Origin of the sequence: Halapricum desulfuricans (assembly GCF_017094525.1) — an archaeon.
GTDB lineage: Archaea > Halobacteriota > Halobacteria > Halobacteriales > Haloarculaceae > Halapricum > Halapricum desulfuricans.
Window position 1 is genome coordinate 2105837 of record NZ_CP064788.1, and the last position, 19726, is coordinate 2125562.

Here is a 19726-nt window from a genome sequence, read left to right on the forward strand (position 1 = left end):
GCGCCGGGGGCCGATCAGGTGGAAAAGAGGCTGTTGTGGACAGGTGCGAACTCGCGGCTCTCCTCGGTCTCGTCGTCGACAGTGTCGGAGACTGCCGTGCCGTCGACGCCGTCCGCGAGGAAGTCCGACAGCGGCGGGCCGACGTTGCCGGGCTCGACCAGAAAGGCGTCGTGGCCGTGGTCGGACTCGACGACGTGGTGGGCCGTCTCGACGTCGGCGTCTCTGAGTGACTCGGCCAGCGTTTCGGCCTGGTCGACGGTGAAGTGCCAGTCGGCGGTAAACGACATCACCAGGGCCTCGCCGTCGAACGCGGCGAGCGCGTCGCTGTCCGATTCGAAGCCCGAAGCGAGGTCGTAGTTGTCCATCGCGCGGGTCAGATAAAGGTAGCTGTTGGCATCGAACCGCTCGACGAACCGTTCGGCCTGATAATCAAGATAGGACTCGACGTCCCTGTAGGGGAAAAACGACGCCGCAGGGTCGGCCGGGAACGAGCGCATGGCGTCCCGGCCGGCCGCTCGACGGCCGAACTTCTTCTCCATGCTGGCTTTCGAGAGGTACATGACGTGGCCGATCTGGCGGGCGAGCGCGAGTCCGTCGTCGGGGTCTGGGCCGGCGTAGTAGTCGCCGCCGTTCCAGTCGGGATCGGTCGTGATCGCCCGGCGTGCGATCGCGTCGAACGCGAGACACTGCGAGTCGACCCGTGCGGCGGCCGCGATCGGGGCGATCCGATCGACGTGGTCGGGGTGGCGTTTGGCCCACTCGAGGACGTTCATCCCGCCGACGCTGCCGCCAACGACGGCGTGCAGTGCGGGGATCCCGAGTTCGTCCAGCAGTTCACGCTGGGCGTCCGTCCAGTCGCCGATCGTCACCGGCGGGAAGTCCGTCCCGTAGGGCTCGCCCGTCTCGGGGTTCTCGCTCGCGGGGCCGGTCGTCCCGTAGCAGGAGCCGGGGACGTTCGCACAGACGACGTAGTACTCGTTGGTGTCGATCGCCTTCCCGGGGCCGACGATGTCGTCCCACCAGGCCCGGGCCTGGCCGCTCGTCTCGGTCGCGTCCCGGTGGCTGGCGACGTGGGCACTGCCGGTCAGGGCGTGACAGACGAGCACCGCGTTGTCGCCGGTGAACTCCCCGTAGGCCTCGTAGGCGACCTCCAGTTCGGGGATCGACTCTCCGCACTCGAACTCGAACTCGCCCAGCGAGACCGTCCCGCGCTCGACCTCCATGCTTACTCGATGCCCGCTTGGAGGTCCGCAATGATGTCTCTGGCGTCTTCGATCCCGACCGACAGGCGAACGAGGTCGGGCGTGACCCCGCTCGCGCGCTGCTCGCTCTCGCTCAACTGGGCGTGGGTCGTCGAGGCCGGATGGATGATCAGCGTCTTCGCGTCGCCGACGTTGGCCAGGAACTGCGCGAGTTCGGTCTCTTCACAGAGCCGTTTGCCCGCCTCGTAGCCGCCGTCCAGTCCGAACGCGATCATGCCGCCGAACCCACCCTCGAGGTATTCGGTCGCGTTGTCGTGGGTCTCGTGGCTCGCCAGTCCGGGGTAACTGACCCAGTCGACTTGCTCGTGGTCCGCGAGCCACGCCGCGACGCGGGCGGCGTTCTCACAGTGGCGTTCCATCCGCACGGAAAGCGTCTCGAGGCCCTGCAGCGTCTGCCAGGCGTCGAACGGCGTCTGGCCGTCGCCCAGACTCCTGACCGCGCGCTGTCGGGCGGCCACGCTGAAGGCCCGATCGCCGAACCGTTCGACGAAGTTCACCCCGAACGCCGGGTTTTCGCCCCCGATTTCCGGATATTTCTCCGCGTGTTCCTGCCAGGGAAAGGAGCCACCGTCGACGAGCACGCCGCCAATCGTCGTCCCCGACCCGTGGATCCACTTGGTCGTCGACTCCCAGACCAGATCGGCACCGCGTTCGAGCGGCCGCGCGAGCGCGGGCGTCGCGAACGTGTTGTCGACCAACAGCGGGACGCCGTGCTCGTGAGCGACCGCGGCGACGCGTTCGATGTCCGGCGTCACCAGCGACGGGTTGGCGATCGTCTCGACGTGGACGTACGCCGTCCGATTGTCGATCGCCTCGGCGTAGGCGTCGTACTCGAGCGTGTTGACGAAGCGAGCCTCGATGCCACGACGACTCGCCGTCTTCGTGAAGTAACTGTGGGTCCCCCCGTAGATCGAGGACGCGGAGACGATATTGTCGCCCGCCTCGGCCAGCAGGAACGTGGCTGCGTCCAGCGCGGCCATCCCGGACCCGGTCGCGACGGCGTCGACCCCGCCTTCGAGATCGGCCAGCCGCGTTTCGAGGAGCCGAACGGTCGGATTGTCGAACCGCGAGTAGATGTTCCCCTCGGCCTGTAGCGCGTACTGCTCCGCCGCGCGATCGGCGTCTTCGAACGCGTAGGACGTCGTCTGGTAGATCGGTGGAGCGACCGCCCCCGTCTCCGGGTCCGGTCGCTGACCCGCGTGGACACAGCGCGTTCCGAACCGCTGTGGCCCCGTCGAATCCTGATCAGTCATGTACTATACTCATATCTCTTTAGACTTCTATAACTGCCAGTTACGGCAATATTCGCAGCGGCCCCGAGCAGGTGAACCGACTGACCGGTTGGTCACGTTGCTGATAGCGAACATCGCCGGCTAGGACAGGAGCCATCGCTGTCAGCGAAAGCGTTATTCGAGCGATACGCGTTGCGGGAAACGATGGGATTCTCACGGCTCGCGCTCGCTCTCGCGATAGCGAGTCTCGCTGTCATCGCCGGAGGGACGGTCGGTTCGGCGACTCTCGGCGATACCGTGATGGCCTCACCCACGTCGAACACGGCTGTCGAGAACAGCACCGGCGAAGCGGCGACGACGAGCATGGACCGTGGCACTCTGCCGGACCCGCCCGAAGACAGGATCGGCTGGGAGGGCGGCTACTGGTACAACGAGTCCATCAATGTCGAGCAGTCGGACGGGCTCTCGGCGGCCGAACTCCAGCGATACAAGTACCGGACGATGGCCCGACTGGAGGAGATCCGCGGGCTGGAGTTCACCGACGACGTCGAGATCGAGTTCATCGGGACGGAGGCGGTCGCCGATCGCACCGAGAACGATATTTCCCAGTTTCGCGGCTCCGACCGGCAGTGGGAGGCGCTGTTCGTCGTCGGTGAGGACCGCGAGGCCGACCGGGTCGTCTTCGAGACCCTCGTCGGACGGGTTGCCGGCTGGGCCGCCGAGGAAGGGTCGGAGTCGGTCGTCCTGATCACCGACGACCCCGACGAGCCGACGGCCCCGCCGAGGCTGCTGGCCCACGAGCTGGCACACGTCCTGCAACACCAGCAGTTCGACCTCGACGCCGACCGCTACCGACGGGAGACGCTGGACGGCGAACACGCAAAAGACGCTCTGGTCGAGGGCGAGGCGAGCTATCTGGACGGCGTCTACCAACAGTACTGCGCCAACGGATCGTGGGACTGTGTCGGCGGTGGGTCGTTCGCGACCGCTCGCGGCGACGTCGAGCGAGATCTGCTTCCCTATCTCGGAGCGCCGTACACGCTCGGGAGCCAGTACGTCGGCCACCTGATCGATCGAGGCGGGTTCGACGCCGTCGACGACGCCCACCGGAACCCGCCGGAATACAGCGTCACCGCGCTCCACCGCGAGCGGACAGAGCGCGCACGTCGGGCCGGGATCTCGCCGGCGGCGACGTTGACCGTGCCCGACAGGTCGAACGACGAGTGGACGCGCCGGGAGGGTCCCGACCGCGTCGGTGCGATGGCACTGACGGCCTCGATCGGCGACGACGCGCTCGCCTGGCGCAACGGGGTGCTCTATTCGTATACCGACGGATCGGCCGGCGGCTACGTCTGGGCGACCCGCTGGTCGAACGAGACGACCGCGGAGGCGTTCGCCGAGGCGTACCGTCAGCGAGTCCGATCCCACGGCGGTACACAGCGCACGGCGGCAGTCTGGGAGATCACGACCGGGCCGTTCGCCGACGCGTTTTCGATCGGGCGAACGGGAGCCACAGTTCGAATCGTAAACGCGCCGTCCATCGAGGGTCTCGACGCGATTCACGCCGGAGCCGGGCCGTCGGAGCAGGACGGTTCGACGCCTCAAAACACCGCGTCAGCGACGTCGGCAGGCGATACGGGATCACCGACGTCGGCCGACCCGACGACGACGAGCCCCGCGACAGCCGACGGCGACGGTCCCGGGTTCGGGGTCGTCGCGTCGCTGGTCGCGCTGTTCGCTGTCGGAGTTGCGAGACGAAAAACGACCTAGTGGTCGTGACCAGTGAGCTCGCCGTAGCTCGCGCCGAACCGTTCCTCGAACAGCTCCATCGTCAGTTCCTCCGCGTCTTTGACCTCCTGTGGCGGTTCGCCCTGTCCGTGGTGGATCGCGCCGTGGATCCGCTGGGCGAGTCCGAACATGGCGATGTCGCCGATGATCTCGGCGGGCGTCTCACCCTCCTCCTCGCGGAGCATCTCGATCATCGCGATCGGCACGGTAAGTTCGTCGGTCGTATCGTCGTCTTCGATCGTCAACGTGACGGTCTCTTCGGCCATACGCCGCTTTCGACGAGCGTACTCAAGGGTCTTCGGGTCTGGAACGGGACAGCGCGGTCAGTCGTCAGTCTGTGCCGTCTCGACGCCTGCCTCGCCGACCGGCTCGATCGATTCGAGGTACTCGTCGGCGTCGAGCGCCGCCTTACAGCCCATCCCGGCGGCCGTCACGGCCTGCTGGTAGTGATAATCGACGACGTCGCCAGCGCCGAAGATCCCGTCGACGCCGGTCCGGGTCTGGCCGCCGCCGGTCCCACCTTCGGTCTGAACGTAGCCTGCATCGTCCAGTTCGACGCCCGTCGCTTCGAGATAGCTCGTGTTCGGCGTGTGTCCGATCGCCAGAAAGACCGCGCCGACGTCCAGCTCGAAGCGTTCGACGTCCTCGCTCCGTCCGGCGTCGAGTTTCTCCGTCGGGTGACCGTCCGGGTGGCGGACCAGCGAGACGTGGTCGACGCCGTCGGCCTGCGTGCCGTGGATCTCGGTCGCCTCGGTGTTTCTCAGCAACTCGACGTCGCCCTCGTCGACTTTCTCCATAATGCGGTCGACCCAGTAATCCTCCGCCCGGAAGTTCTCGCGCCGATGCGCGATGTAGACGGTATCGGCGAACTTCGTCAGGAAGTTGGCCTCTTCCATTGCCGCGTCGCCGCCGCCGATTACGAGCATATCCTTCCCGCGGAAGAATGCCCCGTCACAGGTCGCACACGTCGAGACGCCGTAGCCCATCAACTCGTCCTCGCCGGGGATGCCGAGCGTCCGCGCGCTCGCGCCGGACGCCGCGATGAACGCGTCGGCGAAAAGCGTCTCCCCGTTCGTGAGTTCGATCTGGATCGGATCACCCGCCTCCACCGTCTCGACGACGCCGTTGCGTACCTCAGCCCCGAACCGCTTGGCCTGCGCTTTCATGTTGTTGATGAGGTCGGGACCGCCGATCCCCTCCGGGAACCCGGGGTAGTTCTCGACGTCAGTGGTCAGTGTCAGTTGTCCGCCCGGTTCGTCGCCTTCCAGGACGAGCGGGTCGTTGTTCGCGCGCGCTGCGTAGATCCCGGCCGTCAGACCGGCGATGCCCGTGCCGGCGATGACGAGCCGGCGACGGTTGGCCTCCCCAGACATGACCGGAGGTACTGCCGGCCGCGATTTGTACCTTGTGTTGCCGGCACGCTGCAAGCGAAAACAGCCGAACGCCGGCTCCGAACGGCCGACCTCGTCGTCGCGCGGCGGGTGAAGTGGGACGGGAGCCACCTGCATCGAATCCCGTACTTGTCGGTGTGTTCGACGAGACGTTCGACATGCTGGGGTACCGAATCGTTTCGAGGTGCGTGGCCACTCCGCGATATCGGCACCAATTGCCGGAGCCATGGGAGACGGTCACCTGCCGCAGACCGAGGACGGTCTAACAAGCTTGATATTCCCCGAGAGTCCAGTTTCGAGGTATGCCCAACGGACACGGCAGCGACTTTTCGGCAGCCCTGGAGGGGAACAGCGATGCGTAACGCCAAGATCGTCTGTACGCTCGGCCCGGCCTCGGATTCGCTGGCGGGGATCACCGACCTCGCAGAGGCCGGCATGTCGGTCGCCCGACTCAACGCCAGCCACGGCTCGCCCGAGGAACGCCGGGAGACCATCGCCCGGGTTCGCGAGGTCGACCAGCAGGTCGACCACCCCGTCGCCGTCATGCACGACATCCCCGGCCCCGAAGTCCGGACCGCCGACATCGACGAACCCATCCACCTGGCAGCCGATTCCCGCGTCCGCTTCTACCAGGGCGACGACGCCACCCCCGACGCGGTCGGGCTCTCGCTCGACATCTCCGCCGTCGAACCGGGCGACCGCGTCCTGCTCGACGACGGCCGCATCGAAACCACCGTCGAGGACGTCGACGGCTCGGACGTCTACGCCCGCGTCGAAAACGGCGGTGACCTGCAAGCCCGCAAGGGCGTCAACATCCCCGGCGTCGAACTCGGCCTCCCCACCGTCACCGAAAAGGACCGCCAGGAACTCAAAGTCGCCGCCGAAGAACAAGTCGATCTTGTCGCCGCCTCGTTCGTCCGGGACGGCGCCGACATCCGCGAAATCGCCGACACCCTCAACGAGTTCGGCGCCGACATCCCCATCGTCGCCAAGATCGAACGCGCCGGCGCCGTCCAAAACCTCGACAGCATCATCGACGAAGCCTACGGCATCATGGTCGCCCGCGGCGACCTCGGCGTCGAACTTCCCCTTGAGGTCGTTCCACTCTATCAAAAGCGGATCATCCGCAAGTGCAACGAGGCGGGCGTGCCCGTCATCACCGCCACCGAAATGCTCGACTCGATGGTCGAGGCCCGCCGCCCCACCCGCGCCGAAGCCTCCGACGTCGCCAACGCCGTCCTCGACGGCACCGACGCGGTCATGCTCTCGGGCGAAACCGCCATCGGCGACCACCCCGCCCGCGTCGTCGACACCATGGCCAGCATCGTCGAAGAGGTCGAACACAGCGAGGAGTACGAAACCGTCCGCGAACAGCGGATTCCAAAAGCGGAAGACACTCGGGCCGACGCGCTGGCCCACGCCGCGCGCTTCCTCGCCGAGGACGTCGACGCCGCCGCGATCGTCGCCGCCAGCGAGTCGGGCCACTCCGCGCTGAAAATGGCCAAGTTCCGCCCCGGTGTCCCCATCATCGCCTCGACGCCCAACGATCGCGTCCGACGGCGACTCGCCCTCTCCTGGGGTATCCACCCGACCTCCACTCCCTACACCACCGAAGGGGCCGACGCCATCATCCAGAACTCTGTCCAGTCGGCGCTCGAAACCGATATCGCGCGAAGCGGTGACACGCTCATCGTCGTGTCGGGCATGATGACCGAACTCGACGGGATCGGAACGTCGAACATGCTCAAGATCCACGTCGCGGCCGAAACCATCGTCTCGGGGACCGCCATCGTCAGCGGCCTCGTCACGGGCGAACTCCACCGCGTCGAGGACGGCGATTTCTCGACCGTGCCCGAGGGAGCGATCGCAGTGATCGCAGAAGAATACGACGGCGAATTGACCGGTGACGCCGAACACGTCCGCGGTATCGTCAGCGGCGAAAGCGACGTGACCAGCAGTCACGGTGCCGTCATGGCACGCGAACTGGATCTCCCGATGATCGGTGAAGCCGATGTCCCCGACGACATCGACGACGGAACCGTCGTCACGCTCGACGCCGAGCGCGCCGTCCTCTACCGCGACGCCGTCGGCGATCGCGACGAATAGCTGTCGGCCGGCGATCGCTCCGGACACGAATCCGATTTCGGCCGAACCCAACCACAACCTCACGGCGACGACGCCTGACGAAGCGCTCGACCTGTACCTGCGAGAACGGAATACTGAACCACTTTGTCGCTGGTGCAACGGGGTAGTCAAATCATCAGTCAGGTATCCGGGAGAATTTATAAGGAACGTACTCACGTCTTGCGAATCCAAAACGACTGTGGGAGAAGTGGGCCGGCGCAGATTCGAACTGCGGTTACGGCCACCCGAAGGCCGAAGGATACCAAGCTACCCCACCGGCCCGCACGTGGACGAAAGAGAGTGGACCCTTTAACGATTGCGAAAAGCCCTCCACGCGGGCCCGTCTTGTCGAGGTATGGGACTCGAACTCGGCTTCGTCACGCAGACGACGATGCACTACACCGACGCGCTCCCGGCCGCGACGGCGATGAACGCCGACTACGTCGAACTGCTGCTCGACGGCCACCACGAACGGTCGACGCTCGATGCGGACGCCATCGCCGAAACCGCCACGGAACACGAACTCGACCTGCTCGTCCACCTCCCGTTCGGCTTCGACGTCGGCTCGCCGTACGAGCACGTCCGCGAGGGGGCGATCCGCGAGCTCTCGGCCGCCCTGGAGACGGCGGCCGCATTCGACGCACGGAAAGCGGTCGTCCACGCGAGCAGCGACGCCTGGAGCCCGGCCTGGGAGGCCGAGTCCGTCCAGGGCACGATCGTCGACGCGCTCGCGGAACTGGAGGTCGTGGCCGGAGAGTACGGGATCGAACTCTGCGTCGAGAACGTCCCCGGTGAGTGGTTCGGCCTCGCGGAGTTCCCTCGACTGTTCGAGGCGACCGACGTCTCGATGACCTTCGACACGGGCCACGCGTACGTCGAGGGCTACGACGCGGCCGAGCAGGCGGCGTTCGTCGCCGAGCACGCCGATCGGATCAGCCACGTCCACGTCAACGACGTTCGCACCCGGACCGACGATCACGTCCCGATCGGCTCGGGCGTGCTCGATTTCGGCCGGATCGTCCGACCGCTGGCGACGGCGACGCTCTCGGCGGAGGTGTTCACCCCCTCCTACGAGTACGTCGCCACGAGCCTGAACAACCTCCGCCGGCAGGTCGAGGCGCTCGACAGTCCATAGGGGTCAATACTGGGTGTAGCCGTCGGTGTCGAGCCAGTTGTGCGCGACGGAAATCGCGTGGTCGGCGTGCAGCGGCCGCGGACCGAGCCGGACTCGGGCGTCGGCCCGTTCGGCGATCAGATCGACCTCCTCGTCGGTGAAATTACGGTGATCCGAGAGGACGAACACCGGGTCCTCCGGGACGGATACCTCGACCGCCGGAGCGCCGCCCTCGTGGAGCTGGACGATCGGCCCCTCACGTGCGAGGCGGTCGAGCGTCGCTTCGAGGTCCATTCGGTAGACCGCGACGCCAGGCGAAGGCTCGGCCGGCTGGTGGCCGATCGCGTCGTCCCGACTGTCCAGTGCCGATCGGAGCAGTGCGGCGATCGAGCGCTCGTCGGGGTGGAGGTTCCTGACAGTCGCGCCGTCGACGCTGACGGTCACGCCGTCGATGACCAGGTGGACTCGGGTGTCCTCGCGGATCCCGTGGCTCTGTAGCAGTGCTGCGTTGAGCGCGCGAGCGAGCAGGTCCATTCGGCCGGCCTCGCTGGCGAGCGCGTCCAGCGGGAAGTCGGCACTCGCGGGCGCGTCGTGGGCGACGACGAGAAACTGACGCATACCCGAACCACGCGTCGGGAGGGTTTTTGGCTGTCGGTCCCGGATACCGCTCGATCGCCGGCCCGGCTTCACCGCGGAATCGCCCGGATCGTCATCGCCTTCAGCGATGCGACGACCGGATCGCCGACGGCCAGATCGAGTAGCTCGAGACTCCGGCAGGTCACGAGCGCCGCCAGCGGTCGTTCCGCACCCACGTCGACGGTGACGGTCGCGACCGCCTCGCCCGCGTCGATATCGGTCACGGTCCCCGAGAGGCGGTTTCGGGCGCTGGTTTCGGCAGCCATCGGTGCGGCGTCCGGCGACTGCAAGGTCACCGCGTCGGCCCTGATCGATACCTGGACTGTCTCGGCGTCGGCCTCGACCAGCGCCCGGAGTTCGCCCGCGTCGGTCTCGACGACGCCGAGTTCGCCAGTCCGCTCGACGACGCGCCCCTCCAGAACGGTCTCGTCGGTCTCGGCGACGCCCGAATACTCCGCTCGCAGGCGATCGAATCGCGCCAGCAGCGTCTCCGCGAGGTCGGTCAACTCGCTGCCGCCGCCGCTGGCCCCGCCGCGCTGGCGATCGAGCAGCGGGCCGAACGCGTCCTCGAGCGTCGAGAGCCGCTTGTGTGCCCGGGAATAGGACCGGCCCAGCGACTGAGCGGCGGCGTTCAGCGATCCGGCCTCGGCGACGGCCCGAAGTAGCGCCGCGTCCCTGTCCTCGAACGCCACTCCGTCGGCGTACAGCCGCGCCGCGAAATCCGCGCTCGGGGACTCGCCGCCGTAACGACTCATGGCTAGAGGTTCGTTGGTGACCCCATAACGGTTATGTCCGGGTTAGCGAAAGAGCGATATGTCTATGCCGAAACAACGGTCGCGTCGGGCTCTCCTCAAATCGATGACCGGTGGTATGGTGGTCGGCCTCGCGGGCTGTCTCGGGCCTGAGTCGTCGGTCAGTGTTCTCTCCGCGGGCAGTCTCGCGGCGACGTTCGAGGATCACGTGGGGCCGGCCTTCAAGTCCGAGACCGATATCACCGTTCAGGGCGAGTATTTCGGCTCGAACGCCGTCATGCGGATGGTCGAAGACGAGACGAAACACCCCGACGTGGTCGTCAGCGCGGACGCGACGCTGCTGCGTGATCGACTCGTCGGAACACACACAGACTGGGACGTCGAGTTCGCGACGAACGTCCTCGGTATCGGCTACAACACCGACACGGAGTTCGGGTCGGGAATGGCCGCAGGCGAACATGAGTGGTACGATCTCATTCGCGAAACTGACCAAGGGGACATTGCCATCAGTAACCCCAAACAGGACCCGCTGGGATATCGCGCCTGGCAGGCGTTTGGCCTCGCCGAACGCGAGCACGACATCGAGGGGTTTCGAGAAGAGGTGTGGGACCTCGTCGAACAGGTGGCCGAAGAACCACAGGTGCTCGGCGGTGTCGAGGGGGGCTCCAGAGCGGGTGCAGTCGTCTACGGGAATATGGCCCGCGATCACGACATTCCCTTCGAGCCGTTCCCGGCGGCGTACAACTTCGCCGACCCGTCGCTCGCCGATCACTACGCGACCGCCGAGTATACGTTCGAAGACGGGACGACTGTCGAGGGGCGACCGATACTGTACAACGCGACAGTGCTCGACCGCGCGGACGCGCCCGAGAACGGCCGCAGGCTGGTCGAATTTCTCGCAAACAATCCCGACGACGTGCTCGGGGCGGCAGGACTCGCGACGGCAGATAGCCTCCCCCGCGCTCACGGAACTCTCCCGGATGGACTGACAATATGAGACTGATCCGACGGACAACAATGCCCGACGGCCAAGAACTATGAGTACGTACACGCGGACAACCTGGACAGCGCGCTCGACACTACTCGTGCCGGCGCTTCTGGGCGGGTTGTTGCTGGTCTACGTGGCTGTGCCGTTCGTGGCGTTTCTCGCTCGGACCGGAACGGCGGACGTCTTCGCCAGATTAGTCGAACCACAGGCACGAATAGCGATCCGAAACTCACTCCTGACGGCGACGACCTCGACGATAGTGGCAACGGTGCTGGGCGTCCCGCTGGCGTACGTCCTCGCCCGCCGATCGTTCCCCGGGAAGCGCCTGCTCGAGGGACTGATCATCCTGCCGCTGGTGTTGCCCCCGGTGGTCGCCGGCGCGATGCTCCTGACGGCGTTCGGCCGGTTCACACCGATCGGCGCGACAGCCTACGCAGTCGGGATCGAACTGACTGGCAGTTTCATCGGGATCGTCCTGGCACAGACGTTCGTCGCCGCCCCCTTCGTCGTCGTCACCGCCAGGGCCGGGTTCGGCGCGATCGACGAGCGGCTCGAACGCGCCTCGCGCTCGCTGGGGTACACGGCGCTCGGCACGTTCAGACACGTCGCGCTCCCGCTGGCCCGCGGGGCGATCCTCGCGGGAGTCACGCTCACGTTCGCCCGTGCGATGGGCGAGTTCGGCGCGACGTACATGGTCGCGTCGAACCCCCGGACGATGCCGACGCGCATCTGGGTCGACTTCATCAACGGCGGGATCGACGCCGTCGTCCCGGTCGGGCTGGCACTGCTGGCCGTGACGCTGGCGGTTCTGGCCGTCGTTCAACGAGTCGGGCGGGTTCCGACGGTGATCGATCGATGACGCTCGAAGTGACCGGTCTCACGCACCGATACGGGGACGAACTCGCCCTCGAAGACGTCTCTTTCGAGGTCGGTGCCGGCGAGATGGTCGGACTGCTCGGCCCGAGTGGCTGTGGCAAGACGACGACCGTCCAGACCATCGCCGGCCACGTGAACCCGACTGCTGGGGAGATACACCTGCGTGGTGCGGACATCACGGCCGACCCGCCCGAGCGAAGAGACGTGGGCATCGTCTTCCAGGAGCCGACGCTGTTTCCCCACATGACCGTCGCCGAAAACGTCGCCTACGGGCTTCGTCCGGCCGGGGTCGATCCGGACGAGCGGGCGGCGATCGTCGATAGCTATCTCGAACTCGTATCGCTGTCCGAACAGCGCGAGGCGATGCCGGCGGCGCTGTCCGGCGGGCAGAAACGACGTGTCGAACTCGCGCGGGCGCTGGCACCGCAGCCGGACGTCCTGTTGCTCGACGAGCCGCTGTCCGCACTCGATCGGGGGCTTCGAGACCGGTTGCGCGAGGAGATCGCACGGATCCAGCGCGAGACCAACGTCACGACGCTGTACGTCACGCACGATCAGGAAACGGCGATGGCGCTGTCCGACCGACTCGTCGTGATGAGCGATGGACAGGTCGACGGCGTCGGCGAACCACGGGAACTGTACGAGTCACCGCCGACGCCGTTTGTGGCCTCATTTCTCGGCCGGTCGACGCGGCTTCCGGTCACGCCGCCCGGCAACCCGGGGCTCACGCTCGAGAGCCGAGCGCTGGCCGGCGACGGTGGCACTCCTGCCGACACGGGTCTCATCTGTCTCGCCCGTCCGAACGATCTCACGCTCCTCGACAGCGAGCGGACGGAAACCGAACACACACTGGCCGGCGTCGTCGATCGCGTCACCGACCTCGGCACGCGTTACGAGGTCGTCCTCGTGCTGGATGCCGGCGGTGAGCTGGTCGTCGAAACCCAGCGCGTGCAGCTGGAGCCGGGTGAGCGGGCGCGCTGTACAATCGACAGGACGGATCTGCTGCTGTTCGAGGAGTCGTCCGGGCGTGTCGGCCCCGTGAGCTGACCTCAGGAGCGTGATGGCGAACGACTCAGTCGTCGGGACTCGCCACAGACCGCGTCGGTGCCCCGCGGCGACTGGGGTCCGAATCGACGGTGAACGATTCGAGGCGCTCGGCGAGCGTGGCGGCGTCGGCCGACAGGTCCTCGACAGCGCCGGTGACCGTCTCGATGGTCGCCGTCTGCTGTTGGGCCGCCGCCGCGCCGTCCTCTGCTTCAGCGGCTGTCTGCTCGCTGATCGAAGCGACCTCGTCGACCAGATCGACGACCTCGGTCGCCGTCTCAGCCTGATCGTCCGTCGCCGCACTGATCTCCTGGAGACCGCCGTCGATCTCCTCGACGAGCGAGACGATGTCCTCGAAGTCCCCGACAGCGTCCTCGACAGAACGGGCCGTCGTATCGACCTGCTCAGTCATATCCTCGACATCGCTGACAGTCGATTCGGAGGTCGCCTGAACGGTCTCGATCCGATCGGAGATGTCGCTCGCCGCGTCAGCCGTCTCCCCGGCGAGGCCCTTGATCTCCTCGGCGACGACGCCGAATCCCTCCCCAGCCTCGCCCGCGCGTGCGGCCTCGATCGAGGCGTTGAGCGCGAGCATGTTCGTCTCGGCGGCGATCTCGTCGATAAAGGAGACGATCTCGTCGATCTCGCGGATCTCCTCGGCCAACTGTTCGACGGCGCTGGCCGTCTCGTCGATCCGCGTTTCGAGGACGCGCAACTCCTCGATGGCCTCGCTTGCGGCGTCCTGACCGGACTGACCGCGCTCGGCGGCCGTACTCGCGGTGCCGGCAACCTCATCAGCGGAGGCCGCGATCTCTTCGACGGTCGCCGAGAGGTCGTTCATCGCTTCCGAGACAGTACGCAGCTGGTCCGTTTGATCAGCGGCTCCATCGCTGATTTCTTGGACGGAGCGGGCGACCTCGTCGCTGGCGTCGCTGATCTCCGCGACGCTGGCATCGACCTCGTCGCTGGCGGTATCGACGCGCTCGGCGAACGCGACGACGTCACCGAGCGTCTCCGCGAGCGTCGTGACCAGCGCGTTGTAGTTGTCGACGACGTCCCGGTAGGCGTCGTCTTCGAGCTGGAGGGCGGCTTCGTCGATCGTCGCGGTCAGATCGCCGTCACGGGCACGCTCGGCGGCGTCGCCGAACGCCGAGACGAGGTCGTCGAGTCGATCCGAGCGCCGCTCCAGGCGCTCGGTCATCTCCTGAAGCTCCGTCGTGTACTCGGTGAGGCTGTCGTTCATCTCCCGGAGCGACGCGCCGAAATCGCCGGGCACGTCCCGATCGAGCACCTCGGCGTCGAACTCCTGGCGAGCGAGGGCGTCGGCCTGGTCCGCGACGACGTGCAGGTACGCCTGCATCTCGGCGAACTCGTCAGTGAGATCGCCGAGTTCGTCGTCCTGCTCGAGTCGCCGGACGTCCGTCGAGAAGTCGCCCTCCGCGATGGCGGTCGCGTGTTCTTCGAGACGCTCGATCGGTTCGATCATGTCCCAGCGCGTGATGATGACCGTGTTGATAAACGCCACGACAGCCACACCCAGGAGGACGAGCGCCAGCCCGATCCGGACCACACCACTGAAAAACAGCGAAACGAGAACCAGCGTTACCGAGATCGAAAACTGGATGACGACCGCAGCCAGCACCTTCCGCTCGACTGACTGCGTGACGCCGATCCGGTCCATCATCCACCAGAGAGTGTCCGTATACAGGTCGACAAGTGATGGTGCCATATCCGGATCTCTCGAGGCATTTTAATAGGTTTGGCGTCCCGTTTTCGAGAATTGAAAATCGAAGTTGTGGTCACCACTTCGACCGCCTTTATTGACCGTGATAGATATTATTTCCCTTATTTGGACTTAATAGTCCCTTTCTCCTTGTAGGTCAGCCTCTTATCCCCTCAGTCGTCATGGAGTATCACATGACCCGAAATAGCACACACGGCGCACAGGGGCAACACTGCTGTGGGCCGGGGTCCGACGCACGCGCTAACTGCGGCGTCGGGGTCGTCATGGACCTCGACGACGGCGGCGGCTCGTGGGTCGTACAGGACGCACTGGAGCTGCTCGAGAACCTCGAACACCGGGGTACGACCGGGGCAGAGGAAAACACCGGCGACGGGGCCGGGATCAAGCTCCGGATTCCGCACGCGTTCTTCAGCGACATCGTCGACACGGCACTGCCCGAACCGGGCGCGTACGCGGTCGGGACGGTCTTCTTTCCGACGGCGAACGAAGAACGAGACCGCCTCATGGACATCGTCGAGGAACAACTCGCCGACGAGGGGCTGGACGTGCTGGCATGGCGGCGGGTCCCGACGAACAACGACGGACTGGGCGCGACGGCGCTGGAAAGCGAGCCGGACGTCTGGCAGGTCTTCGTCGAGTCCGCGACGGGCCGGACCGGCGACGCGTTCGGTCGACAGCTGTACGTCGCCCGTCGCGTGCTGGAAAACCACGTCGCGCAAGCAGACCTCCCGGGCAGCGACCGGTTTTACGTCGTCTCGCTCGATCACGAGACCGTCGACTACAAGGGCCTGCTGAAGGCCGAACAGTTGCCCGACTACTACCCCGATCTCACCGACGAGCGCGTCGAGTCGACGTTCGCGATGGTCCACGCCCGGTTCTCGACGAACACGCTCGGCGCGTGGCATCTCGCCCATCCCTACCGGCGGATCGTCCACAACGGCGAGTTCAACACCATCCGGGGCAACATCAACTGGATGCGCGCCCGCGAGACCGATCTCGCGACCGACGCGTTCGACGACGTGACGCCCGGAGAGGGGTCGGCGATCGAGAAACTCCTGCCGGTGATCGACGACCCCGACCAGTCCGACACTGCAAGCGTCGACAACGCTCTGGAACTGCTCCTGCAATCGGGACGGGACCTCCCGCACGCGCTTCGGCTGTTGATTCCCGAGGCCTGGCGACACGAGGACAACGACCTCTCCCGGGCGCGTCGGGAATTCTACGACTACCACGCGTCGCTGGTCGAACCCTGGGACGGGCCGGCACTCGTCGCCGCGACCGACGGCGACCGTGTCGGGGCCGTGCTCGATCGCAACGGGCTGCGACCCGCTCGCTACGATGTGCTCGAAAACGGGACGCTGGTGATGGCGAGCGAGGCCGGCGCGCTCGATTACGAGCCCGAGGAGATCCGCGAACGCGGCCGTCTCCAGCCCGGACAGTGTTTCCTCGCCGATCCCGAGGAGGGGCGGGTCATACCTGACGAGGAGGTCTTCGACGACCTCGTCGACGAAAAGTACGGCGAGTGGGTCGAAAACGAGCAGGTACGACTGTCCGATCTCACGGGCGAGGAATACGACACCCGCCACGGGGTCGACGAACTTCGCAACCAGCAGGCGCTGTTCGGGTACACCTACGACGAGGTCGATCACCTGCTCGAGCCGATGGCCGAGTCCGGTAAGGACCCGGTCGGTTCGATGGGCGACGACACGCCGCTGTCGGTGCTCGCCCAGCACAACCGGCCGCTGGCCAGCTACTTCAAGCAGCTGTTCGCACAGGTGACGAACCCGCCGCTGGACTACATCCGCGAGGAGATCGTCACCTCCCTGGAGACCCGCATCGGCAACCAGCGAAACCTGCTTGCGGAGACCCCGGCCCACGCCCGCCAGCTGGTCGCCGACTCGCCGATCCTCACTGACGCCGAAACGGCCGCGATCAAGTCACTCGACGCCAACGGTCTGTCGTCGCGGGCGCTCGACACCACGTTCGATCCCGACAGCGATCTGGAGACGGCGGTCGAAGACCTCCGGGACGCGGCGACCGACGCGGCCCGGGCCGGGACGGACGTGCTCGTGCTCTCGGACGCGGCCGCCGGCGACGACCGGATACCGATTCCGAGTTTACTCGCGGTCGGCGGCGTTCACCACCACCTCGTTCGCAACGGACTGCGAAACCGGGTCGGGCTGGTCGTCGAGTCGGCCGACCCCCGGACGGTCCACCAGCACGCGACGCTGGTCGGCTACGGTGCGGACGCGATCAACCCCTACCTCGCCTACCGGACGATCGAGGATCTGGTCGCCGGACCGGAAGGAGCCGATCGGCGGGAGGCGATCGAGGCGTACGTTACGGCGCTTGAAGACGGTCTGCTCAAGACGATGGCCAAGATGGGCATCTCGACGCTTGAGAGCTATCAGGGCGCACAGATCTTCGAGGCCGTCGGACTGGCCTCGGACTTCGTCGCCGAGTACTTCGAGGGGACGACTACCCGCACCGAAGGGATTGGAATCGACGAACTGGACGGCGATCTTCGCGATCGGTTTGCGGTCGCCTTCGAGGGGGACGCCGACATGGAGCGCCAGGGCGAGTTCGAGTTCCGCTCCGGGGGGATCCACCACCAGTGGAACCCCGAGACGACGGGCAAACTCCAGCAGGCCGTCCGGGCGGGCGACTACGACACGTACCGGGAGTTCGCCGCCGCGATCAACGAACAGGACGAGACGCTGCAGACCCTGCGCGGCTTGCTGGAGTTCGAGACTGACGCCCGCGAGTCGATCCCGATCGAGGCGGTCGAACCGGTCGAGGAGATCGTTACGCGCTTCGAGACGGCGGCGATGTCGCTGGGCTCGCTCTCGCCGGAGGCCCACGAGAACCTCGCGAAGGCGATGAACCGCATCGGCGCACACTCGAACACCGGCGAGGGCGGCGAGCCGCCGGAACGGTTCCACACCGAGACCGAATCGAAGACCAAGCAGGTCGCCTCCGGCCGGTTCGGCGTCACCTCGGCGTACCTCTCAGCGGCCGAGGAGCTCCAGATCAAGATGGCTCAGGGGTCGAAACCCGGAGAGGGCGGCCATCTCCCGGGCGAGAAAGTCAACGAGATGATCGCGGAGGTCCGTCACGCGACGCCGGGGGTCGGGCTCATCTCGCCGCCGCCCCTGCACGACATCTACTCCATCGAAGACCTCAAACAGTTGATCCACGACCTCAAGGCGAGCAACCCCGAGGCGGACGTCAACGTCAAGCTCGTCGCCGAGGACGGCATCGGGACCATCGCGGCCGGCGTCGCGAAGGCCAACGCCGACGTGGTTCACATCTCGGGTCGCTCGGGCGGCACCGGCGCCTCGCCAAAGACGTCGATCAAGAACGCCGGCCTGCCCTGGGAACTCGGGCTCGCGGAGGCCAACCGCACTCTCCGGGCGACGGGACTGCGCTCGCGGATCAAGGTCACGACCGACGGCGGACTCAAGACCGGGCGCGACGTGGCCGTCGCGGCGTTGCTCGGCGCGGAGGGCTACGCCTTCGGGACTGCGCCGCTCGTCACGGAGGGCTGTGTGATGGCCCGGCAGTGTCACCAGAACACCTGTCCGGTCGGCGTGGCGACCCAGAAAGAGGAGCTCCGCGAGCGCTTCCCCGGCGAGCCCGACCACGTCATCAACTACATGACCTTCGTCGCTCGGGAGCTCCGGGAGATCATGGCCGAGCTCGGCTTCGCCGAACTGGACGAGATGATCGGCCGCGTCGAGTTGCTCTCCCAGCGCGAGGACGTCGATCACCCGAAGGCAAAGAGGCTCGACCTCTCGGCGATCACCGAACCGCCCGTCGAGAGCGACGACCGGATCAAGACCCGCGAGCAGACCCACGACGTCGACGACCAGCTCGACTGGGGGCTACTCGAGGAGATCGGCGACGCGATCGAGGCTGGCGAGCCGGTCGCGCTGGCCGGGGCCGTCGACAACGTCGACCGGGCGGTCGGGGCGACGATCTCGAGCCGCGTCTCCCGGGCGCACGGACCGGACGGGCTGCCCGAGGACACGATCCAGCTCGATTTCGACGGGACCGCCGGACAGAGCTTCGGCGCGTTCCTCGCCAGTGGCGTGACGATGCGGCTGACCGGATCCGGCAACGATTACGTCGGCAAGGGTCTGTCGGGCGGCAAGCTCATCGTCGACACGCCGGAGGGTGCGGCCTACGACCCCGCCGAGAACGTCGTCGTCGGTAACGTCGCGCTGTACGGCGCGACCGGTGGTGAGATGTACGTCAACGGTCGGGGCGGCGAGCGCTTCGCCGTCCGCAACTCCGGGGTGAAAGGCGTCGTCGAGGGCGTCGGCGACCACGGCTGTGAGTACATGACCGGCGGCGCGATCGCCGTGCTCGGCGAGACGGGCAAGAACTTCGCCGCGGGGATGTCCGGCGGCATCGCGTACGTCTACGATCCCGAGGGGACGCTCGCCGAGCGGGCCAACGCGGGGATGGTCACGCTGTCCGATCAGCTCGATCCCGCGGACCGTCGGCTGCTCCGGCGACTCCTCGAGAATCACGCCGAATACACCGACTCGGCACGCGCGAAGGAACTCCTCGCGGACTGGGAGTCGGCACTCGGGGCGTTCGTTCGCGTGCTCCCGGAGGCGTACGCCGAAGCCATCGAAGCACGACCCGACGCCGACGTCCGGTCCGATCTGCCTGCGCCGGCGGCTGCCGACGTCGACTCGGAGTCCGGCGAATTCCCGGCCTCGACCGACGACTGATCGTCGCTCGTCCCTCCGCGCAGCCGCTCTGGC

14 protein-coding genes and 1 tRNA gene are annotated in these 19726 nt (G+C 66.7%); 7 read left to right on the forward strand and 8 right to left on the reverse strand.

The genetic code is table 11. The features are described from left to right. Positions 1-14: 14 nt before the first annotated feature. Both metX and HSR122_RS10830 read right to left on the reverse strand, forming a co-directional pair. Positions 15-1223: a homoserine O-acetyltransferase MetX gene (gene metX / locus HSR122_RS10825; RefSeq protein ID WP_229109824.1), complete on the reverse strand. Its 1209-nt coding sequence runs from the start codon at positions 1221-1223 to the stop codon at positions 15-17. Positions 1224-1225: 2 nt separating this feature from the next. After that, on the reverse strand, positions 1226-2515 hold the full coding sequence (locus tag HSR122_RS10830; RefSeq protein WP_229109825.1) for an O-acetylhomoserine aminocarboxypropyltransferase/cysteine synthase family protein: 1290 nt from the start codon (positions 2513-2515) through the stop codon (positions 1226-1228). 183 nt (positions 2516-2698) lie between these two features. Here HSR122_RS10830 and HSR122_RS10835 point away from each other — a divergent pair, with 183 nt between their 5' ends. Continuing rightward, entirely contained in the window at positions 2699-4264 is a 1566-nt protein-coding gene (locus tag HSR122_RS10835; RefSeq protein ID WP_229109826.1) for an Hvo_1808 family surface protein, read from the forward strand. Here HSR122_RS10835 and HSR122_RS10840 read toward each other — a convergent pair. Next, the gene (locus tag HSR122_RS10840; protein ID WP_229109827.1) at positions 4261-4548 is read right to left on the reverse strand and encodes a DUF7545 family protein; all 288 of its coding nucleotides are present in this window, start codon (positions 4546-4548) and stop codon (positions 4261-4263) included. The two genes, HSR122_RS10835 and HSR122_RS10840, sit on opposite strands and share 4 nt — an antisense overlap. Before the next feature lie 57 nt (positions 4549-4605). Continuing rightward, positions 4606-5655, reverse strand: a complete 1050-nt coding sequence (locus HSR122_RS10845; protein WP_229109828.1) for an NAD(P)/FAD-dependent oxidoreductase — start codon at positions 5653-5655, stop codon at positions 4606-4608. Between the two features lie 372 nt (positions 5656-6027). Here HSR122_RS10845 and pyk point away from each other — a divergent pair, with 372 nt between their 5' ends. Then, positions 6028-7779, forward strand: coding sequence for a pyruvate kinase (gene pyk, locus HSR122_RS10850; protein ID WP_229109829.1), 1752 nt, complete (start codon positions 6028-6030; stop codon positions 7777-7779). 227 nt (positions 7780-8006) lie between these two features. On the opposite strand, the gene HSR122_RS10855 is transcribed toward pyk, so the two are convergent. After that, a tRNA-Pro gene (locus tag HSR122_RS10855) sits at positions 8007-8079 on the reverse strand. 73 nt (positions 8080-8152) lie between these two features. Here HSR122_RS10855 and HSR122_RS10860 point away from each other — a divergent pair. Next, positions 8153-8932 (forward strand): sugar phosphate isomerase/epimerase family protein, encoded by a 780-nt coding sequence (locus HSR122_RS10860; RefSeq protein ID WP_229109830.1) that lies wholly within the window; start codon positions 8153-8155, stop codon positions 8930-8932. Positions 8933-8935: 3 nt separating this feature from the next. Here the strand turns inward: HSR122_RS10860 and trmY are convergent, their stop codons facing one another. Continuing rightward, positions 8936-9529 carry a tRNA (pseudouridine(54)-N(1))-methyltransferase TrmY gene (gene trmY / locus HSR122_RS10865; protein WP_229109831.1) on the reverse strand — a complete coding sequence of 198 codons (594 nt, stop codon included), beginning with the start codon at positions 9527-9529 and terminating at the stop codon, positions 8936-8938. A gap of 68 nt (positions 9530-9597) precedes the next feature. Continuing rightward, on the reverse strand, positions 9598-10302 hold the full coding sequence (locus HSR122_RS10870; RefSeq protein ID WP_229109832.1) for a TOBE domain-containing protein: 705 nt from the start codon (positions 10300-10302) through the stop codon (positions 9598-9600). Between the two features lie 64 nt (positions 10303-10366). Between HSR122_RS10870 and HSR122_RS10875 the strand changes: the two genes are divergently transcribed. From HSR122_RS10875 to HSR122_RS10885, 3 genes are read left to right on the forward strand one after another with little or no spacing between them, the layout of a single operon-like run. Beyond that, on the forward strand, positions 10367-11296 hold the full coding sequence (locus tag HSR122_RS10875; RefSeq protein ID WP_229109833.1) for an extracellular solute-binding protein: 930 nt from the start codon (positions 10367-10369) through the stop codon (positions 11294-11296). A 40-nt stretch (positions 11297-11336) separates the two neighbouring features. Beyond that, a complete protein-coding gene (locus tag HSR122_RS10880) occupies positions 11337-12146 on the forward strand; it encodes an ABC transporter permease (RefSeq protein ID WP_229109834.1) in 810 nt (269 codons plus the stop codon). Further along, entirely contained in the window at positions 12143-13210 is a 1068-nt protein-coding gene (locus tag HSR122_RS10885; protein WP_229109835.1) for an ABC transporter ATP-binding protein, read from the forward strand. The genes HSR122_RS10880 and HSR122_RS10885 overlap by 4 nt, the downstream gene beginning before the upstream one ends. 25 nt (positions 13211-13235) lie before the next feature. Here the strand turns inward: HSR122_RS10885 and HSR122_RS10890 are convergent, their stop codons facing one another. Continuing rightward, positions 13236-14936: a methyl-accepting chemotaxis protein gene (locus HSR122_RS10890; protein WP_229109836.1), complete on the reverse strand. Its 1701-nt coding sequence runs from the start codon at positions 14934-14936 to the stop codon at positions 13236-13238. Positions 14937-15124: 188 nt separating this feature from the next. On the opposite strand from HSR122_RS10890, the gene gltB reads away from it, so the two are divergent. Then, a complete protein-coding gene (gene gltB / locus HSR122_RS10895) occupies positions 15125-19693 on the forward strand; it encodes a glutamate synthase large subunit (protein WP_229109837.1) in 4569 nt (1522 codons plus the stop codon). The last annotated feature ends 33 nt before the right edge of the window (positions 19694-19726 follow it).

What these genes read in the sequence shown, in the direction of transcription:
- HSR122_RS10880 (WP_229109834.1), top strand. Translation starts at nt 11,337, where the DNA reads ATGAGTACGTACACGCGGACAACCTGGACAGCGCGCTCGACACTACTC.
- HSR122_RS10835 (WP_229109826.1), top strand. Translation starts at nt 2,699, where the DNA reads ATGGGATTCTCACGGCTCGCGCTCGCTCTCGCGATAGCGAGTCTCGCT.
- HSR122_RS10830 (WP_229109825.1), bottom strand. Translation starts at nt 2,515, where the DNA reads ATGACTGATCAGGATTCGACGGGGCCACAGCGGTTCGGAACGCGCTGT.
- HSR122_RS10890 (WP_229109836.1), bottom strand. Translation starts at nt 14,936, where the DNA reads ATGGCACCATCACTTGTCGACCTGTATACGGACACTCTCTGGTGGATG.
- trmY (WP_229109831.1), bottom strand. Translation starts at nt 9,529, where the DNA reads ATGCGTCAGTTTCTCGTCGTCGCCCACGACGCGCCCGCGAGTGCCGAC.
- HSR122_RS10840 (WP_229109827.1), bottom strand. Translation starts at nt 4,548, where the DNA reads ATGGCCGAAGAGACCGTCACGTTGACGATCGAAGACGACGATACGACC.
- HSR122_RS10845 (WP_229109828.1), bottom strand. Translation starts at nt 5,655, where the DNA reads ATGTCTGGGGAGGCCAACCGTCGCCGGCTCGTCATCGCCGGCACGGGC.
- gltB (WP_229109837.1), top strand. Translation starts at nt 15,125, where the DNA reads ATGACCCGAAATAGCACACACGGCGCACAGGGGCAACACTGCTGTGGG.
- HSR122_RS10870 (WP_229109832.1), bottom strand. Translation starts at nt 10,302, where the DNA reads ATGAGTCGTTACGGCGGCGAGTCCCCGAGCGCGGATTTCGCGGCGCGG.
- HSR122_RS10885 (WP_229109835.1), top strand. Translation starts at nt 12,143, where the DNA reads ATGACGCTCGAAGTGACCGGTCTCACGCACCGATACGGGGACGAACTC.
- pyk (WP_229109829.1), top strand. Translation starts at nt 6,028, where the DNA reads ATGCGTAACGCCAAGATCGTCTGTACGCTCGGCCCGGCCTCGGATTCG.
- HSR122_RS10860 (WP_229109830.1), top strand. Translation starts at nt 8,153, where the DNA reads ATGGGACTCGAACTCGGCTTCGTCACGCAGACGACGATGCACTACACC.
- metX (WP_229109824.1), bottom strand. Translation starts at nt 1,223, where the DNA reads ATGGAGGTCGAGCGCGGGACGGTCTCGCTGGGCGAGTTCGAGTTCGAG.
- HSR122_RS10875 (WP_229109833.1), top strand. Translation starts at nt 10,367, where the DNA reads ATGCCGAAACAACGGTCGCGTCGGGCTCTCCTCAAATCGATGACCGGT.